We start from the raw sequence: 16,998 nt of genomic DNA, 5'->3' as shown, positions 1-16,998 counted from the left end.
CGACAGGCCCATAACTGGCCTCCTCAGGCCTCTTGCCCCGGCCAAACTCGGGTGATAGCTTTGTAATTACAGCGTAATTATGAAGAGGCGGCAGATGGCTCGAGACTGGAACACGCTAGCGGATCGCCGCCGGGCAAGGCTGCAGCGGGCCGCCGATGCCGGGCTCGGGCGCTTGCTGCCCCATGCCGAGGTTCCCCGCCTGCTGCACACCGTGCTCGAACCGGGCGACCGGGTCTGCCTGGAGGGCAACAACCAGAAACAGGCCGATTTCCTGGCCGAGTGCTTGGCCCAGCTCGATCCGGCGCAGGTCCACGGCCTGCACATGGTCCAGTCCGTGCTGTCCCTGCCCTCGCATCTGGATGTGTTCGAACGCGGCATCGCCCAGCGCCTGGACTTCTCGTTCTCCGGTCCGCAGAGCGGCAGGCTGGCCACGCTGGTCGCCGAGGGACGGATCGAGATCGGGGCGATCCACACCTATCTGGAACTGTTCGGCCGCTACTTCATCGATCTCACCCCACAGGTCGCCCTGGTCGCCGCGCAGGCCGCCGACCGCCACGGCAATCTCTATACCGGCCCCAACACGGAAGACACCCCCGTGATCGTGGAGGCCACCGCGTTCCGTGGCGGCATCGTCATCGCGCAGGTGAACGAAATCGTCGATACCCTGCCCCGCGTCGACATCCCGGCCGATTGGGTCAACTTCGTCACCGAGGCGCCACGGCCGAACTACATCGAGCCGCTGTTCACCCGTGATCCGGCGCAGATCTCCGAGATCCAGGTGCTGATGGCGATGATGGCCATCAAGGGCATCTACGCCGAGTACGGTGTGCAGCGACTCAACCACGGTATCGGCTTTGATACCGCCGCGATCGAACTGCTGTTGCCCACCTACGCCGAGTCACTGGGCCTGAAGGGCAGGATCGGCACGCACTGGGCGCTCAATCCGCATCCGGCACTGATCCCGGCGATCGAGTCCGGCTTCGTGCAGTCCGTGCATTCGTTCGGCTCCGAGCTGGGCATGGAACGCTATATCCAGGCGCGCTCGGATGTGTTCTTCACCGGCAGTGACGGCAGCATGCGCTCCAACCGCGCGTTCTCGCAGACCGCCGGCCTGTATGCCTGCGACATGTTCATCGGCTCAACGCTGCAGATCGACCTGCAGGGCAACAGTTCCACCGCCACCCGCGACCGCATCGCCGGCTTCGGCGGCGCGCCCAACATGGGCTCGGATGCACGCGGTCGCCGCCATGCCAGCCCGGCCTGGCTCAAGGCCGGCCAGGAAGCGGCGCTGCCGGGGCAGATGCCGCGCGGGCGCAAGCTGGTCGTGCAGATGGTGGAAACCTTCCGCGAGCACATGGCGCCGGCCTTCGTCGAGCGCCTGGACGCCTGGGAGCTGGCCGAGCGCGCGAAGATGCCGCTGCCGCCGGTGATGATCTACGGCGACGACGTCACCCACGTACTGACCGAAGAAGGCATCGCCAACCTGCTGCTGTGCCGCAGCCCCGAGGAACGCGAGCAGGCGATCCGCGGCGTGGCCGGCTACACGGCAGTCGGCCTGGGCCGTGACCGCGTGATGGTCGAGAACCTGCGCGACCGCGGCATCATCCGCCGGCCCGAAGACCTGGGCATCCGCACCCGCGATGCCAGCCGCGACCTGCTCGCCGCGCGCTCGGTCAAGGATCTCGTGCGCTGGTCCGGCGGGTTGTACAACCCGCCCAAACGCTTCCGCAACTGGTAAGGGGCACGCCATGGAAACCCTGCGTTATCGCTTCCCCGGGCAGCACGATCTCACCGAGCGCGACCATCACGCGCTGGTCGGCGTGGTCGCCTCGGGCAATCTGGAAGTGCTGATCGAACCTACCCCGCTGGACGGCGCGATGGAGATCGAGGTGATTACCTCGGCCACCGGCTTCGACACGATCTGGCAGGCGGTGCTGGCCGATTTCGCCGCGCGGCATCCGCTGCGCAATGTGCGCCTGTCGATCAACGATGCGGGCGCCACACCCGCCGTGGTCAGCCTGCGACTGCAGCAGGCACTGGAAACCCTGCAGGAAGGAGACGCTTCGTGAGCAGTCACAGTTTCTACGAAGCAGACGCCCGCGAGCGGATCGCCGGCCTGCTCGATGCAGGCAGCTTCAGCGAATTCGTCGGCCCGGCCCGCCGCATCATCAGCCCGCACCTGGCGCAGCTGGATCAGCCCGGTGCATTCGATGACGGGATCGTGGTCGGCGCGGGCAGCCTGAGCGGTCGTCCTGTCCTGATCGCGGCGCAGCAAGGCCAGTTCATGGGCGGTGGCGTCGGCGAAGTACACGGTGCCAGGCTCACCGGGCTGCTGGAACGTGCCGTCGCGGTACGTCCGGACGCGGTGCTGCTTTTGCTCGACAGTGGCGGCGTGCGCCTGCATGAGGCCAACGCCGGCCTGGTCGCCATCTCCGAGATCATGCGTGCGGTGCTGGCCACGCGTGCCGCCGGGATTCCCGTGTTTGCACTGATCGGCAGCGGCAACGGCGCATTCGGCGGGATGGGCATCGTCGCCCGCTGCTGCACGGCGGTCGTGATGTCCGAAGAAGGCCGGCTCTCGCTGTCCGGCCCGGAAGTGATCGAGACCGTGCGTGGCGTGGAGGAGTTCGACTCGCGCGACCGCGCCCTGGTCTGGCGCGTCACCGGCGGCAAGCACCGCTACCTGATCGGTGATGCCGTGCAACTGGTGCCGGACCGCAGCGACGCCTTTGGTCAGGCGGCACTGTCACTGATCGACACCCACACCGAGGCCGACGACCCGTTGCAGGCCCTTGAGCAGGCGCACACCCGGCTCGATGCACGCATCAACGCCTACGGGGGCTGCCGCGATGGTCTGGAGGTCTGGCGCCTGCAGGGCATCGTCGATGCCGACCAACTGCCACTGCTGGAAACCGCTGACTTCCTGGAAGCGGCCAGGAACCGGAGCCTGCCATGGAACTGACCCCTCTGCTCGACGCACTGTTCCCGCGGGGTCACGCGGTCACTCGCAACGACGATGTGCTGGGCGGCACCGCCACCACTGCAATGGGCGAGGTCACCGTGATCGGTACCGCGAACAAGTTGGAGGTCGGGGTTGATCATGCACTGGCGTTGGCCGCCACCGTGCTCGCCAGTACCCGCGCGCATCCGCAGCGGCCGATCGTGATGCTGGTTGATACCGCCGGCCAGCGCCTGGCACGCCGCGATGAGATGCTCGGCATCAACAGCTACTTCGCACACCTGGCCGGCACCCTGGATCTGGCCCGCCGCCGTGGCGCGCCGCTGGTGAGTCTGGTCTATGGCGAATCAGTCAGCGGCGGCTTCCTGTCGTTCGGGCTCATGGCCGACCGCATCTACGCCTTGCCCGAAGCGCAGGTGCGCGTGATGGATCTGCGCGCGATGGCGCGCGTCACCAAACAGCCGCTTGAGAAACTGCAGGCACTGAGCCAGAGCTCGCCGGTATTCGCGCCGGGCGTGGAAAATTACGTGCGCATGGGTGCGGTGGAGGCCGTCTGGGAGGGCGATCTTGCACAGGCGCTGGTCGATGCGCTGCAGGCGCCGGGCACCGGCGATCAGCGCCGGGAACGCGGCGCGGCGCGTGGCGGCCGCCTGCTGGCCCGCGACGTCGCCGCCGCCGTAGCCGCGGGCGAGGCCTGAGCCATGCGCCGTCACGACCTGGTCTGGCTCGATCCGCAGGCACCGTGGCAGGTTCTCAGTGCGGGCGCCGAGGCGCGGCTGCGGGCATGGGCACAGGCGCGACTGCCCTTCGTGGTGGCGCGTCGCGACCCCACCAGCGACGAACAGCAGCTGCGGTTGGGCGTTCCCCTGCCATTGGCCGAGCACCGCCAGCGGTTGTCGCTGCGGGTTGATCCGTCCGCCGTCCTGCGCAGCGCGCCACCGCCGCTGCTGACCGAGGTCGCGACGGATATCGGTGCGGGATGGCGCGACCGGCTCCACGGCCTGGCCACCGAAACGGCCACCTTGCCGGTAGCACCGCGCGTGTTCGGCAGCGCGGCGTGGCAGCACCTGACCGGCCTGGGCTACCTGCATGACGGCTCGGATATTGACCTGCTCTGGGACGTCACCGGCACCGGCCAGGCCGAGACGATCGTCGCCGTGCTGCAGCACTGCGAGCGGCGATCACCCATGCGGCTGGACGGCGAACTGCGCTTCCCGGTTGACCGTGCGGTCAACTGGCGCGAGTACGCCAGCGGCGCCGCGCGCCTGATGGTCAAAGGCAACGATGCATGCTCGCTGGTGCCGCGCGAGGCGCTCACCGCTTGGCAGGTCGCCGCATGAACGCCGTTCGGCTGCCCTTGCCGGCCACCGCTGCGCCCCGCTCCGCCGATGCGCGCCGTCTCGGCCGCCTGGCCATCGCCAGTCTGCACGCCGAGCTTGCCTGCGCGCCCAAACCCGGCCTGGTTACGCCGTTCAGTCGCGGCAGTCACACCGACATGGATGCGGGCACCTTCCTGCGCAGCCTGTTCGCGCTGCGCGGTTACTTCGTCGCTATCGCGCACGCGGGCTGCAGCGAAGTGACGTTCGCCTCGTTGCGTACGCTCGGCATCGCCGCCGAAGCCGCGATGCTGCGCGCCACCGGCGGTATCAATACGCATCGCGGGGCGATCTTCAGCCTCGGGCTGCTGGTCGCACAGTCCGCCCGCCTTCGCGCCAGCGGCGAAGGCGCACCGTCGGGCGAGGCCGTATGTCGAGGCGTTGCCCAGTGGCGATCGGCGCTGCTGGAGGCCCCGTTGAATCCGCACAGCCCCGGCCAACGCGCCCGCCGGCGGCACGCCGTGCCCGGTGTCCGCGAACAGGCGGCCGCAGGGTACCCGCTGCTGCACGCGCTGGCCCTGCCGACCCTGCAACGCGTACTGGATGCCACCCAGGATGCCGAAGCGGCGCAGGTGGAAACCCTGATGACGCTGATCGCCCACACGGTCGATCTCAATCTCCTGCACCGCGGGGGTGAGGCCGGGCTGGCCTTCGCCCAGCACCAGGCGCGCGGCTTCCTCGCGGGGGGCGGTGTCCAGCAGGCGGATTGGCGCGAACGTATCGCCGCCATCGGTGACGCATTCGAGCAGCGACGGCTCAGCCCCGGCGGCAGCGCCGATCTGCTGGCCTGCACGTGGTTCCTGCACCTGCAGGCGCACGCATGAGCCTGGTCCTGCTCTGCCCGGGCCAGGGTGGCCAACACTCGGAGATGTTCGCGCGCGTTGGCGACGACGCCCGCGCCCAGCCCATTCTCGCGCAGGCCAGTGAGATGCTGGGCACGCCGGTGGAGGCTCTTGCGGCAGACGAACACCGCTTCCGCAACGCCCTCGCCCAACCGCTCGTCTGCGCCGCAGCGCTGGCGCACTGGGCCGCGTTGCGCGACCGATTGCCCACCATAACGGCGGTGGCCGGTTACAGCGCCGGTGAGTTGGCCGCCCATGCCATCGCCGGAAGTTTCGACAGCACTGCATGCCTGCACCTGGCTGCCCGCCGCGCCGCGCTGATGGACGCCGCCTCGCCGGCCGACGCCGGCCTGATCGCGGTGATCGGCCTGGCGGCCGACGAGATCGCCCTGCTGTGCGCCGAGCACGCGGTCCATCTCGCCATCGTCAACGGCCCGGACCACGTGGTGCTGGGGGGCCTGCGCAGCGCGCTGGAGGCCGCCGCCGCTGCGGCCGTCCGGCACGGCGCACGCACGGCGCCATTGCCGGTGGATGTTCCCGCACATACCCCGCTGCTCGTGCCCGCGGCGCAGGCGTTCGAAGCGGTCCTGGGTGAGACCGCACTGCAGCCGCCGCGGCTGCGCCTGCTCGCCGGCATCGACGGGAGCAGCGTCGTCGATGTCGCACGTGTGGTGCACACGCTGGCCGCGCAGATCGCCCGGACGGTGCAGTGGCAGCAGATGCTGGCGCAGGCGGTGGAGCGCGGCGGAAAAGTATTTCTGGAGCTGGGCCCCGGCTCGGCGCTGAGCCGGCGGGTACGCGAGCTGCATCCGCAGCTGCAGGCCCGCTCGGTAGAGGATTTCCGCACGCTGGAGGGCGTGCGCGAATGGGTGGACGCCGCATGCGCACGCGCATGAGGGGCCACCCGAAGGTGTAACACCAGCAGTCCCCGGGTGGCGGGTCGCCATCATGCTGCACGCGTATCAAGTGTCTCGGGAGGGCGCATGAGTCCGCAAATCGCAACGATCATCGGCTTGGTGATCATGTTCATCGTGGCCACGGCCCTGCCCATCAACATGGGTGCCGTGGCATTCGCGCTGGCCTTCATCATCGGCGGCCTGTTCGTCGGGATGGAGGGCAAGGAAGTGTTGGCCGGCTTCCCGGGCGACCTGTTCCTGACCCTGGTCGGCATCACCTACCTGTTCGCCATCGCGCAGAAGAACGGCACCATCGATCTGCTCGTGCACTGGGCGGTCAAGGCGGTGCGTGGGCACATCGTCGCCATACCGTGGGTGATGTTCGTGGTCACCGCCGTGCTGACCGCCTTCGGCGCGCTCGGCCCGGCCGCAGTGGCCATCATCGGCCCGGTCGCGCTGCGCTTTGCCAAGCAGTACAAGATCAACCCGCTGATGATGGGCCTGCTGGTGATCCACGGCGCGCAGGCCGGTGGCTTCTCGCCGATCAGCGTGTATGGCGGCATCACCAACCAGGTGGTGCAGAAGGCCGGCCTGGAAGTCACGGAAATGGCGGTGTTCCTGACCAGCCTGGGCTTCAACCTGCTGATGGGCATCATCTGCTTCTTCGCCTTTGGCGGATTGGCCCTGATGCGTCGCGCACCGACGGCGACCGAACCGCTGGTCGCCGGCAGCCAGGCCTCCTCGCGCCAGTTTGCGATCGAAGGTCACGGCGCCCTGGTCTCGGCCGGCGGTGGCACGCTCTCCAATGATCCCGATGCGCTGGATGACGTGCGCATCAACCGCGAGCGCGTGTTCACCCTGATCGGCCTGCTCGGGCTCGGCATCGCGGCCCTGGTCTACAACCTCAACGTCGGCCTGGTCTCGATCACCGTCGCGGTGGTGCTGGCCCTGCTCTCGCCGAACTCGCAGAAGGGCGCGGTGGATGGGATCAGCTGGTCGACCGTGCTGCTGATCAGCGGCGTGGTGACCTACGTGGCCGTGCTGCAGCAGGCCGGCGCGGTGGACTACATCGGCCATGGCGTGGGTGCGATCGGCATTCCGCTGCTGGGCGCGCTGCTGGTCTGCTATGTCGGTGGCATCGTCTCGGCGTTCGCCTCTTCTGCGGCGGTGCTGGGTGCGACGATCCCGCTGGCGGTGCCGTTCCTGATGCAGGGGCATCTGAGCGCGGCCGGTGTCATCTGCGCGCTGGCGATCTCTTCCACCGTGGTGGACGTCAGCCCGTTCTCGACCAATGGCGCGCTGGTGGTTGCCTCGGCGGCGAAGGAAGAGCGCGAAGCCCTGTTCCGTCGCTTCCTGGTCTACAGCGGCCTGGTGGTCGCCTTCGGTCCGCTGCTGGCATGGCTGCTGTTCGTCGTGCCGGGCTGGATGTAAGCACACGGCGGGCCTGCACCGGCAGGCCCGCCATGACCCGGTAGAATGCTGCACACCTGTCCATGAAGCCCTGCCATGCCCCTGGCCCCTGGTCCCCGCCTGTCGAAGAAACGCGTGCCGCTTTATGAAGAAGTGGCCGAGCGGCTGCGCCAGAAGATCTACGACTACGAACTGCCACCGGGCGAATGGATCGACGAGCCTCTGCTCGCCGAAGAACTGGGCATCAGCCGCACCCCGCTGCGCGAGAGCCTGAAACTGCTGGCCGCTGAGGGCCTGGTGCAGCTCGATGCGGGCCGCGGCAGCCGGGTCACCCGGCTGACCCTGGAAGACCTCAACCAGCTGTTCCCGGTGATGGCCATGCTGGAAGGCCGCTGCGTGCATGAAGCGGTCAAGCGCATCGATGAAGCGGGCGTGGTCCAGCTGCAGGCGCTGCACGATGCCATGGAAGTCGCTGCAGCCGCGGGCGATCTGGCCGAGTACTACCGCAACAATTATCTGATCCACGAAAGTCTGCAGACCCATGCCGGCAACCCGTGGCTGATCCGCGTCACCCACGACCTGCACCGCATCCTGAAGATGCATCGCGGCCGGCAGTTACTCACGCCGGGCCGCATGGCCCAGTCACTGGCCGAGCATCGCGCCCTGATGGCCTGCATCCGCAACCGCGATGCCGAAGCCGCCGAGCAGATGATGAACCGCCATCTGCTCAGTCAAGGCGAAGCACTGGCGGCCTATGTGGCCGCCGGTGGCCAGCTGAACGTGCCTGCGCCGCTGCCTCGCCAGGGCGGGATCTGAGCACTCAGGCCAGCTCCACCGTCAGCCGCGTCAATGATTGCCCCAGCAGGTGAAGCCGGATCTGGTCCAGGCTGGTGAAGTAGCACGCCGTATCGGCGCCGGCCAAGCGGTAGATGCCGCGCTTGCCGCCCAACAGAACGAATTTTTCCTGGTCCACCAGGTACTGGGCGACCGGCGGCACACCCTGTGCCTTGAGCGCATCGATATCGATGGGTTCAAGGGCGTCCAGATCATGTAGTGCTGTGGTCATGGGGAAAAAAACTTCGCGACGGGAATGCCAGCTTAGGTGGCGCACACGCAGCAACGCGTGGAACGATCGTGAGGACGGTGCGAGTGTCCAAGGTGATGCAGGCAGCTGACCGAACGCATCGTCGCCAGCTGCGCGATGCACGTTGATGACCTTCGACTGCCATGCCGATCGAGCCAATACCCGTGAAGGGCGCGTGGAGGCCTGCGAGACGCACTGCGCAGACCCAGCGCCTCGTGCCGGATACGACACCCCTTCGTCGGAAACGCACATTGAGCGCCTCCTGGCGTCGTTCGTGGCTGCGCGCACCAGCTTCCACAGCACCGTCGGCGCCTTGCCGGTGCCGTTTTTGTGCGTGGATCGGGTGCGAGCGTAATTACATGAAAAACATCGCGGGTAAACGTCGGGTCGCGTTGCAGGCCAGCCTGCTGGCGACCATCCTCCTCGCCGCCGGGGCGCTGCTGCTTACGCTGTTCCCCTCTCATTCGGATCGGCAGCCACCCTTCGTGCTGGCCGCCGGCCCGCAGTTGGGCGGCCCGTACGGGCTGGGCGGGCCTTCCTCGCTGGGCGGTGCACGTGCCTACGTGGAGGCGGTGGAGGCGCTCTCGGGCATCAAGATCCAGGTGGCCGGCGCCACCACCTTCAGCGACGCACTGGGCCTGCTTGCGCAGCAGGAGGTGGACGGGCTGGCGTTCGCCCTGCCGGGCACCACGGCACTGTTGCCCACGGCCACGGTGATTTCACCGGCCTTCTATGCCGGCGACTCGGTCCTGCTCACCCGCAGCAGCTCCCCCGTGCGGGCCCTGGCCGCCCTGGAGGGCAAGCGTGTCACCGTGATCGGCAACGGGGAGTACCACGGCTATCTGGCTGCTCACCACCCCGCGATCGAGGTCTTTCCACTACCTGCCGCGGCAGACATGGTGGCCGCGGTGGACAGCGGCACCGTGGACGCGGCGCTGGGCATGGACGCCATCCTGATTCCGCTCGCACGCCGGGGCAACAGCACCACGCTGGCGGTGCATCCGGCCAGCGATGGCCCCTCCGTGCAAATCCGGGTCGCCTCCCACCCTTCGCGTGCCGCCGAGATGGACCGGGCCCATCAGGCGTTCCGCTCGTTGCCGCTGGACACCCAGCAGGATCTGGTCGGCCGGTGGATGGATGCCCTGTATCGCTCGCCTCCCACTCTCCATGCCGTCCTCTCTTTCTATCGCACGCCGATCATCGTACTGGTGCTGTCCATCCTTGGTGCGGCCTTCGTGATCATCCAGGCCTACCGCAATGCCCGGGCGACGGCGGCGCTGCAGGCCAGCACGGCGCGCATGTTGACCCTGGTCAATCACGAAGTGCGCAATGGCGTGGCCTCGGTCATTTCCGCCATCGACCTGATTGAATCCACCGTCCCCACCCCGGCCGCCGCGCCCGTGATCGCGTCCGCCCGCGCGGCCACCTCTTCCCTGCACGACACCCTGGCCAATGCGCTGGAATTCATGTTCCTGGATCGCCACAGCCATACGCCCGTGGAATGGCAGCCCGGCGCGGCCTCCGTACTGTCCGGCTGCCTGAGCGCATCCCGGCCGGTAGCCGCGGCCAAGGGCACCGCCCTGCTGTTCGATCTCGACCAGCCGGTGCTGGAGCACGCGAGCTGCGACACCCGCGCCCTGCGCCACATCGCCAGCAATCTGATCTCCAACGCTGTGAAGTTCTGCGATGCCGGAACCGTGTCGGTGCGCCTGAGATTCGAGGCAGGCGTAGGCGAGCGCGGCCGGATGGTGCTGCGTGTGAGCGATACCGGCGAAGGCATCAGCGCCGAAGATCTGAACGACATCTTCGGCGCCTTCAACACCACCCGTGACGGCCGGCAGCGCGGCGGGACCGGCCTGGGGCTGTCCCTGTGCCGCCGCATCGCCACGGCGCAGGGCGGGCAGATCACCGTGCGCAGCCGACCAGGCGTGGGGTCCACCTTCACCGCCACCCTGCCCGCGCAGCGGCGCACGGAGCAGGCGCCGGCCCTGCCCGGCCACCTGTCCGCCCACAACGACCGGCCCGCGCGCGTCCTGGTCATCGAAGACCAGCCACTGAACGCCGACGTCATCAGCCACCGGCTGCGCGAGCGCGGGTTCGAGGTGCGCTGCGCAGCCAGTCGCCATGAGGCACTGCAGCAGCTGGAACAGTCCGGCCCCTTCGACCTGATCACCCTGGACGATGCACTGCCGGATGCCAGCGGGCTGGAAACGATCGAGGCCATCCGCGCCCTGGAGCGGGCGCGCGCGTGGCTGGGCGCCCGCGTGGTCTCGATCTCGGCATCACCCGACGTCACCCGCGCCCCCCGCTACCGGGCCGCGGGCATCGCGGCGACCCTGTGCAAGCCTATCGAGTGGCCTGCGTTCGATGTGGCCACGCACTGCACGGCGATGAATCCGGCCAGGGCCCTGCGGCCGGCGGCGACGACGCCGTTGGATGTGCTGGCGGTGTATCGCACGCAGATCCCCCAGGATATTGCCGCACTGCGCGAGGCCATCGTGGCCCACGAATGGCGGCCGGCGCTGGCGATGAGCCACCGCATCCGCGGGGCGGCCTCGATGGTCGGGGATGCGGCCACGCTGGTCACGCTGGACCAGATCGACGGCTGCCTGAAGCACCATGCCATCAACGGCGACCCGGGCGCCGCGGACTTGGACGAGATGGACCGCCTGCTGGCGCAGATGGACCCAGGCGCCTGAGCCCACGGCGTCGTGGCACCGGCCCGCCCAGGCCCGCACGGCACGACACAAAAAGAAACTCCCCGGTCTGCAATGACGGACCGGGGAGCGCGGTGTTTCCCTGCAATGAGCCGGGAGGCTTACCAGCCGATGCCCACACCCACGCCCATGCTGCGTTCACCGCTGTTGGTGAAGGCACCATTGAGGCTGAAGGTGGCTGAGCCCTTGTCGTTGAGCACGCGCTGGTAACCCACCGCCATGGCCGACTCGCCCTCGGCGTAGCCCACACCCGCGCCAAGGCGGTTATAGGTGGCCAGGCCAGCGGTGTTCATGGCCATGGCCGTCTGCGCACTGCTCATCGCCGCCATGCGGTTGAAGCGCTTGTCCATCTTGTCCAGGCGGCGCTCGAAGTTGCTGATCGCACCATCGGTGTACTCGTTGGCGCGGGCCAGCATTTTTTCCAGCTCGGCGGTATCAACCTGCGGCGTGGGCGCGGGCGAATCGTCCTTCTTCGACTTTGGCTGCGGTGCAGGCGAAGCGCCCTCGCCCGCCGAAGCGACCTGCGGCGAACCGCTGGCTTCCCGGCTTGGCATGATCTCTTCGGTCGGTGCCGCCGACGCCGTGGCCATTGCACGCGCCTGCGGCTGGCCGTCCACGCGCTGCTCCAGGCCATCGATGCGACCGTTGAGTTGCTGCTGCGCGGCATGCAACTGGCCACCGTTGACCGCCTCGCGGCTGCCGGCGGCGATCAAGCCGTTGGCGACGTTGGAGATGACCATGCCGTTGGCACCCGCCAGGGTGAGCTGGGCGGTGCCGTCGCTGCGGACGGACGGAGATTCCTGGAACACCGAGCGGAGCTGGGTTTCCACACGGTCGACACGGGAGTCGGCAGTGACTACGGCCGAGTCGAGCGTGGCGAGGGCTTCGTTGATGGTGTTCTGGTGCTGGCCCTGGACGTTGAAGCCGGGGCTTGTGACGTTGCCGTTGGCGTCTATGTTGCCGCCGAGGGTAGACAGTGCGCCACGGAGCTGGCCGACGGTGGCGGCGTCGTTGGCGTTGCGGCCGTTGGCTACGCCGGTAAGGCGGCGCTTCAGCCAGTCATTTCCGAAGGACACAGTGTCTACATCATTGGCGATGGATTGATAGCCGATGGCAACGGAATTACTGGCATTAGAACGGACCTCACTCCCTGCACCGAGAGCAATGCCCCCTTTAGCAGCGACCTGCGTCCGGACACCCAAAGCGAAGCCTTCTTCCGCTTGTTCATGGACGTAGGAGGCGCGTCCCAAAGCTACCGAGTTCTTCCCTTCAGCCGTTGCCCATGCGCCTACGGCGACGCCGCCTTCTGAACGCAATGAAGCTTTTGCGTTCTTGCCAATAGCTATTCCACCTGGGCCCGCTTCAGCTGGATACCGCCCTTCCTCGGGCATCCAGCCAAATGCAGTGTTGCCGCTATTGTCTTCGATAGAGTTCAGTCTCAGGTTTGTTGCATACAACTGGCTCCCACGCACCACATCCGAACTATCAGCGGAGAGGTGCGCATCGTCGACACCGGTCAGTCGTGCGCCGCCGAAGTCGATGAGGTTTCCATCTCTGGCCTCACTCAGCAGACTATTCTGATCCGAGCTCCAGTCGCGCTGCATTGCATCCAAGTCGCGTCTATTACGCTCAATCTTCTGCTCTGTGGCATGCAGCTGACTCCCAGTCACCGCATCACGACTACCAGCGGCAATACGCCCATCGGCAAGATTCGACAGAACCATGCCCTGCGCACCAGCCAGGTTCAGTTGGCCGATTCCATCTGCGCTGGTTGATGGTGACTGATGGAATGTCGCGCGCAGCTGGCCTTCGATGCCATCTACGCGACTATCGGACCTGACCACTGCGCCATCGAGAACAGCCAAGGCGTCACCAACATTTCTCTGGGTGCCGCCCTGCATGCTGTAGGTGGGGGACATGAAAGATCCATTTACATCCATACCTGCTCCACCGCCCAGGCCTGATATGGATTCAGCAAGCTGACTGATGGCCACTGCGTCGGAATCACCGATCCCTCTTCCAACGTTGACAAGACGACGCTGAAGATCGTCATGACCGAATGAAACGGTAGATTCTTCCGACGCCAAGGAGCGGCTACCAATTGCTACGCTGTCGAGCGCCCCAGACTGCACACGGCTTTCAGCACCAACCGCGAGCCCACCCTCTGCCTCCACCAGTGACCTGACTCCGAGTGCGAAGGCGCCGATAGCACCGTCTCGAACCGACGCAGCCCGCCCTATTGCGACGGAGTTGGTACCACCTGCAACGGCATAGCCACCAACCGCGACTCCGCCCTCACCCGGAACGGACGCCAATGCGGAATCGCCGATGGCCACAGAAAACCGTCCCGCCGACGCCTGCTCCTGATCGCCACCGCCGCCTATAGCAACGAACTTTCCGGCGCCTTCAAGTGCCGAGATCTTCTCGTTGGTCGCAAACAACTGCCCACCATTCACCGCATCAGTGCTGGCCGCCGAACTGACATCTCCCGCCGCCACTCCCGATATGCGCGCACCTTCCATGTCCACAAGCAGGCGATCAGCACTGAACTTCACTACCCCATCCAGATCCGGATCAAAGTTGTCCACGTCCGTACGAAGCTGATCGATGTCGGCGCGGTTGGTCGCGACGCGCTGGTCCTGCGCGTCCAGGGCCTGGGTATGCGTTGCCAGCTGCTGGCCGTGCAGCACCAGTGACTGGCCCTGCGTGGAAACAGCCTGGTTGGTGGAATGAAGCTGCTGTCCGGTCACGACATCGGTACTGGTGCTGCTCAGCACGCCATTGGCGACGTTGTTGACGCGCCGCTTCGCGCCGTCCTTGTTGGCCACATCCACCACGGTGCCCGCGTTATCTGCGCCCAGGCGCACATTGCCCGTGGCCGATACCTGGCTGACCAGACCACTCAATGCAGTTGCCCTGCCCAGCGCATTGTCCGCAGTGGTCTTGGCCGCAGTTGCCGCCGTCTGCGCGGCGTTGGCGGTGTTCTGCGCCGTGGTTACGTTGCTGTTGGTAGCCGCAAGCTGTCGGCCAGTGACAGCCTCGGTGCTGCTGTTGCTCAGCGTCGCGTCGGCAACCCCGCTGATACTGCGGTTGGCATTGGCCTTGTTGCGCACGTCCAACACAGTACCGGTATTTTCACTACCCAGGCGCACATTGCCCGTGGTGGACACCTGGCTCACCAGCCCGGCCAGGATGGTGGCTTTGGCAAGCGCGCTGTCGGCTGCGGTCTTCGCCCCGGTAGCGGCCACCTGCGCGGCACTGGCCGTATTCTGTGCAGTGGCCACGTTGGCATTGGTAGCGTTGAGCTGCTTGCCGGTCACGGCCTCGGTGCTGGACGTACTGAGCGTACCGTCGGCAAGATTGACCAGCTTGCGCTTGATGGCGCTGCTACCGACGGAAATCTGATTGGCGGCGCTGGTCTGCGAACCATTGCCCAACGCCACCGACCCATTGTGCTGAGCCAGGGAACGATCACCAATGGCCACAGCACTTTCGGCCGAGGCCCTGGCCAGATTGCCCATGGCCGTCGCGTAGAGGCCGCTTGCGTGGGTACCGCGCCCGAGTGCGGTGGCGTGCCCGGCGCTGGCCTTGCTCTGATATCCGATCGCGGTGGCGTGAATTACGTCCGCCGACGCCTCATGGCCAATGGCAATGGCACGATCTCCCACCGCGCTCGCCTGCAGTCCCGCCGCCACCGCCCCATTGCCGCTGCGGCTGCGCGACCCCAGCGAGACACCTGCGTTCAGGTTGGCCACCTTGTTGCCAGCGGCATCCACACCAGCACGGGCGTCGAAACCGACGGCCACACTCTGGCCGTTGTAGCTTTTGGCATTGTACCCAAGCGCTGTACTCACCCCGTACGCAACCGATTCGGCGGTTGCACCTTCACCCAATGACAGTGCTCTCGCATTGATGCGATTGGTCGCCGTCGTCACGTTCTGATTGGTGGCAAACAGCTGCTGCCCGGTAACCGCGTCGGTACTGGTTGCGCTCAGCGTTCCGTTGCGGACACCGTTGAGATAGCGGGCAGCACCACTCTTATTGCTGACCGTCAGTGTCGTGCCGGTGTTCTCCGCACCAATGCGAACCGCCCCGCCCGTGCTCGCCTGGCTGATCAAGCCACTGGTCGCAGTCGACAACTGATACAGCTGCTTTCCCGTTACCGCATCTGTGCTGGTGGCATTCAGTCGTGCATCGCCCACATTGACGATACGGCGCTTGGTGTTGCTGTTGCCAACCGATATCGTATTGCCTTCGTTGGCGACCGAGCCACGCCCGAGTGCCACCGTGCCATTCGCGGTAGCCCTGGCCTCGTAGCCCATGGCCAGGCCGTCGAACTCGGCACGTGCCTTGCCGCCAAGCGCTATGGCGCCGGTCCAACCACCGGTTCCTGCATAGGCATCGCCGCCGATGGCAATCTTCGACACGCCTGCGCCCTCATTTGTCCTTGAGCCGCTGCCGACTGCGATGGAATTCTCGGTGTAAGCCTTCGCGTTGTGGCCGAACGCGGTTGCACCAATACCATCGCCCACCGCATGCGCACCAAATACCGAGGCATATCCCTTTTTCGCTACTGCTCCGTAGCCAAAGACTGCGTTCTTGTCGCCCTCGGCAGACGTTCGGTTTCCAAAACTGGTGGAGTAGAGACCGTCGGTCCATGCGCCCCCTCCCATGGAAAGATAGTAGGAGCTACGCAGCGAAGCGTTCGCATTTCCCACATCCTCATGCCCGATGAACGGAGCGCAGCGGACAATTCCGGACGCACCGCTGTCACAGCCATAGAAAACCGCCGCGCTCGCAGTGGTGGAAAGTGAGCCAATCAGAATGGATGCCAGCAAGCCGCCTTGGACACCTCCCGCGCTGCGTCCCTTCCTTCGGGTCAGCTCACTTGCCACCACCCAGCACTGCCGTGCAGTAGACCAGATACGACGATGGATCTTGTTCATGGATTCTCCTTAACAGACGAAACAGAAGGAACCGCTGTGGCACCAAGCCACAGCGGCGTGATGCACTCAGAGCGCGACGTTGTGCACGTGCTCGCGATAGCCATCGCGGGTCAGCCGGTAGCGCAGCTGCAGCGTGTGGCCCGGCTGCAGGGCAAATGGCAGTTCCAGCGCGCTGCCGGGGTACAGGCTGCGCGAGACGTCATGCGCGGTGCAGCGCGCGCCATCGCAGTCAGCGATGCTGGTGATGCCCACGCGTACCGTGCCGGTGTTGCGCAGTTGGCTACCCTCCACCTGCACGTCCATCGTCGATTGCGCGGGCAGCACATTGACCAGTGCGCCCCAGACCAGGCTGACGCCGACATTGGCCTGGGCACTCTCACCCTCGCCTGCAGGGTCAGCACGTTCGGGGCCGCGCACGCCCTCGAAGTACACGCGGTAGGCCGTTTCCTTTTCGACCGGCTGCAGCGGAATCACACGGATCAGCCGGTTGCCGCCACCGGCGAGGGCGAACTTTCCTGGCGTGATGGCGATGGCGGCCTCATTCGGCTCCACCTCAACCTCCTGTTCACCTGCCCCCGCCGGGTTGACGATGCGCTTGATCGATGCCTGCACGTACTGCGGTTGGGTGGACTGCGAGTAGATGCGTATCTGTGCGCCTTTCTTCGCGTCCACCGACGTACGCATGGGGTGCACGGTGAGATTGGCATGGGCAGGCAACGCCATCAGCAGCGACAGCGGCAGCAGGCAGCGGACTAGGGGTTTCATCGG

At 66.5% G+C, this 16,998-nt stretch carries 13 protein-coding genes; 10 read left to right on the top strand and 3 right to left on the bottom strand.

Annotated features, from left to right (window positions below; all coding sequences use genetic code 11):
- Nucleotides 1–94 precede the first annotated feature (94 nt).
- The 9 genes from mdcA to PV764_RS14415 all read left to right on the top strand — a co-directional run bounded on the left by mdcA (nucleotide 95) and on the right by PV764_RS14415 (nucleotide 8,299).
- Nucleotides 95–1,738: a malonate decarboxylase subunit alpha gene (mdcA, locus tag PV764_RS14455; protein ID WP_421116934.1), complete on the top strand. Its 1,644-nt coding sequence runs from the start codon at nucleotides 95–97 to the stop codon at nucleotides 1,736–1,738.
- Between the two features lie 10 nt (nucleotides 1,739–1,748).
- Nucleotides 1,749–2,069 carry a malonate decarboxylase acyl carrier protein gene (mdcC, locus tag PV764_RS14450; protein ID WP_019184583.1) on the top strand — a complete coding sequence of 107 codons (321 nt, stop codon included), beginning with the start codon at nucleotides 1,749–1,751 and terminating at the stop codon, nucleotides 2,067–2,069.
- The gene (locus PV764_RS14445; protein ID WP_421116933.1) at nucleotides 2,066–2,962 is read left to right on the top strand and encodes a biotin-independent malonate decarboxylase subunit beta; all 897 of its coding nucleotides are present in this window, start codon (nucleotides 2,066–2,068) and stop codon (nucleotides 2,960–2,962) included. Before mdcC ends, PV764_RS14445 begins: the two co-directional genes overlap by 4 nt.
- Nucleotides 2,953–3,657, top strand: coding sequence for a biotin-independent malonate decarboxylase subunit gamma (gene mdcE / locus PV764_RS14440; protein WP_046274090.1), 705 nt, complete (start codon nucleotides 2,953–2,955; stop codon nucleotides 3,655–3,657). Before PV764_RS14445 ends, mdcE begins: the two co-directional genes overlap by 10 nt.
- A 3-nt stretch (nucleotides 3,658–3,660) precedes the next feature.
- Nucleotides 3,661–4,299 carry a malonate decarboxylase holo-[acyl-carrier-protein] synthase gene (gene mdcG / locus PV764_RS14435; protein WP_046274089.1) on the top strand — a complete coding sequence of 213 codons (639 nt, stop codon included), beginning with the start codon at nucleotides 3,661–3,663 and terminating at the stop codon, nucleotides 4,297–4,299.
- Nucleotides 4,296–5,159: a triphosphoribosyl-dephospho-CoA synthase MdcB gene (gene mdcB, locus PV764_RS14430; protein WP_046274088.1), complete on the top strand. Its 864-nt coding sequence runs from the start codon at nucleotides 4,296–4,298 to the stop codon at nucleotides 5,157–5,159. The genes mdcG and mdcB overlap by 4 nt, the downstream gene beginning before the upstream one ends.
- Nucleotides 5,156–6,073, top strand: a complete 918-nt coding sequence (mdcH, locus tag PV764_RS14425) for a malonate decarboxylase subunit epsilon (protein ID WP_421116932.1) — start codon at nucleotides 5,156–5,158, stop codon at nucleotides 6,071–6,073. The genes mdcB and mdcH overlap by 4 nt, the downstream gene beginning before the upstream one ends.
- An 87-nt stretch (nucleotides 6,074–6,160) precedes the next feature.
- Entirely contained in the window at nucleotides 6,161–7,504 is a 1,344-nt protein-coding gene (locus PV764_RS14420) for an SLC13 family permease (protein ID WP_019184589.1), read from the top strand.
- A gap of 75 nt (nucleotides 7,505–7,579) precedes the next feature.
- Entirely contained in the window at nucleotides 7,580–8,299 is a 720-nt protein-coding gene (locus tag PV764_RS14415) for an FCD domain-containing protein (protein WP_019184590.1), read from the top strand.
- Nucleotides 8,300–8,303: 4 nt separating this feature from the next.
- Here PV764_RS14415 and PV764_RS14410 read toward each other — a convergent pair whose 3' ends face one another.
- On the bottom strand, nucleotides 8,304–8,549 hold the full coding sequence (locus tag PV764_RS14410; protein ID WP_019184591.1) for a hypothetical protein: 246 nt from the start codon (nucleotides 8,547–8,549) through the stop codon (nucleotides 8,304–8,306).
- 377 nt (nucleotides 8,550–8,926) lie between these two features.
- On the opposite strand from PV764_RS14410, the gene PV764_RS14405 reads away from it, so the two are divergent.
- Nucleotides 8,927–11,266: an ATP-binding protein gene (locus PV764_RS14405; RefSeq protein ID WP_421116931.1), complete on the top strand. Its 2,340-nt coding sequence runs from the start codon at nucleotides 8,927–8,929 to the stop codon at nucleotides 11,264–11,266.
- Between the two features lie 119 nt (nucleotides 11,267–11,385).
- On the opposite strand, the gene PV764_RS14400 is transcribed toward PV764_RS14405, so the two are convergent.
- Nucleotides 11,386–16,230, bottom strand: coding sequence for an ESPR-type extended signal peptide-containing protein (locus PV764_RS14400; RefSeq protein WP_421116930.1), 4,845 nt, complete (start codon nucleotides 16,228–16,230; stop codon nucleotides 11,386–11,388).
- Between the two features lie 66 nt (nucleotides 16,231–16,296).
- The gene (locus PV764_RS14395; protein ID WP_399617821.1) at nucleotides 16,297–16,995 is read right to left on the bottom strand and encodes a pilus assembly protein; all 699 of its coding nucleotides are present in this window, start codon (nucleotides 16,993–16,995) and stop codon (nucleotides 16,297–16,299) included.
- Nucleotides 16,996–16,998: the final 3 nt, after the last annotated feature.

This window comes from Stenotrophomonas sp. AS1, assembly GCF_048957655.1.
GTDB classification, from domain to species: domain Bacteria; phylum Pseudomonadota; class Gammaproteobacteria; order Xanthomonadales; family Xanthomonadaceae; genus Stenotrophomonas; species Stenotrophomonas bentonitica_A.
This window is presented reverse-complemented; position numbering and strand designations above follow the sequence as displayed.

Bases quoted from the DNA above. Each gene is read 5' to 3' on its own strand.
- mdcH (WP_421116932.1), top strand. From the start codon at position 5,156: ATGAGCCTGGTCCTGCTCTGCCCGGGCCAGGGTGGCCAACACTCGGAG.
- mdcA (WP_421116934.1), top strand. From the start codon at position 95: ATGGCTCGAGACTGGAACACGCTAGCGGATCGCCGCCGGGCAAGGCTG.
- PV764_RS14405 (WP_421116931.1), top strand. From the start codon at position 8,927: ATGAAAAACATCGCGGGTAAACGTCGGGTCGCGTTGCAGGCCAGCCTG.
- PV764_RS14410 (WP_019184591.1), bottom strand. From the start codon at position 8,549: ATGACCACAGCACTACATGATCTGGACGCCCTTGAACCCATCGATATC.
- mdcB (WP_046274088.1), top strand. From the start codon at position 4,296: ATGAACGCCGTTCGGCTGCCCTTGCCGGCCACCGCTGCGCCCCGCTCC.
- PV764_RS14395 (WP_399617821.1), bottom strand. From the start codon at position 16,995: ATGAAACCCCTAGTCCGCTGCCTGCTGCCGCTGTCGCTGCTGATGGCG.
- PV764_RS14400 (WP_421116930.1), bottom strand. From the start codon at position 16,230: ATGAACAAGATCCATCGTCGTATCTGGTCTACTGCACGGCAGTGCTGG.
- mdcG (WP_046274089.1), top strand. From the start codon at position 3,661: ATGCGCCGTCACGACCTGGTCTGGCTCGATCCGCAGGCACCGTGGCAG.
- PV764_RS14420 (WP_019184589.1), top strand. From the start codon at position 6,161: ATGAGTCCGCAAATCGCAACGATCATCGGCTTGGTGATCATGTTCATC.
- mdcC (WP_019184583.1), top strand. From the start codon at position 1,749: ATGGAAACCCTGCGTTATCGCTTCCCCGGGCAGCACGATCTCACCGAG.
- mdcE (WP_046274090.1), top strand. From the start codon at position 2,953: ATGGAACTGACCCCTCTGCTCGACGCACTGTTCCCGCGGGGTCACGCG.
- PV764_RS14415 (WP_019184590.1), top strand. From the start codon at position 7,580: ATGCCCCTGGCCCCTGGTCCCCGCCTGTCGAAGAAACGCGTGCCGCTT.